Source organism: Protofrankia sp. Cas4 (assembly GCF_963555915.1).
Lineage (GTDB): Bacteria > Actinomycetota > Actinomycetes > Frankiales > Frankiaceae > Protofrankia.
Window position 1 is genome coordinate 11,726 of the sequence record NZ_CAUVXL010000195.1, and the last position, 900, is coordinate 12,625.

1 protein-coding gene and 1 pseudogene are annotated in these 900 nt (G+C 68.7%); both read left to right on the top strand.

What is annotated here, in order from left to right:
• Nucleotides 1–118, top strand: a pseudogene (locus U9979_RS18070) (IS5/IS1182 family transposase); the annotation flags it as partial.
• A 27-nt stretch (nt 119–145) separates the two neighbouring features.
• Nucleotides 146–900: IS110 family transposase (locus tag U9979_RS18075; RefSeq protein ID WP_322780309.1), on the top strand; the 755-nt coding region annotated here is incomplete at its 3' end.

Here is a 900-nt window from a genome sequence, read left to right on the forward strand (position 1 = left end):
CCCGCCGTTCACCCCGGTGCTGGCGAAGGTCCGGGTCCCCGGGCCGGTCGGGCGTCCCCGCACCCGACCCGACGCGGTCGCCGCGGACAAGGCCTACTCGTCCCGCGGCAACCGCGCCTAGGACTACTGGAAGCCGCCGTTCTACGTGCTGGAGGCGGCCGGGTTCGACGTATGGCTGGTCAACGCCCGCGACGTCAAACACCTCCCGGGCCGGCCCAAGACCGACAAGTTGGACGCGGTGTGGCTGTGCAAGGTCGCGGAACGGCAGATGATCCGGGCCAGCTTCGTGCCCCCGGTCGAGATCCGCCGGCTACGGGACCTGACTCGTTACCGCGTCGACCTGGTCGGCACCCGCAGCGCGGAGAAGAACCGGGCCGAGAAACTGCTGGAAGACGCCCAGATCAAACTCAGTGTGGTCGCCTCTGACATCTTCGGGGTCTCCGGCCGGGACATGATGGCTGCCCTCGTCGCCGGCGAACGCAACCCGAAGGCGCTGGCGCAGCTGGCCCGGACCCGGCTACGCGGCAAGATCGGCGAGTTGGAGGAGGCGTTCACCGGACACTTCACCGACCACCACGCCTTCCTGCTCGCCAAGATGCTGGCCCGGATCGACGCGATCAGCGTCGACATCACCGACATCGAAACCAAGATCGAGGCTGAGATCCGTCCTTGTGCCCGGGCGGTGGGGAAGCTCGATGAGATCCCCGGAGTCGGTCCGGTCGTCGCCTACGTGCTGATCGCCGAGATCGGCGTCGACATGTCCCGTTTCCCCACCGCGGCCCACCTCGCCTCCTGGGCCACGTTCGCTCCGACGGTCAAGGAGTCCGCGGGCAAGAAGAAAGGCCGCGGCTCCACCGGACACGGCAATCCCTACCTCGCCCAGGCACTCGGCCAGGCCGC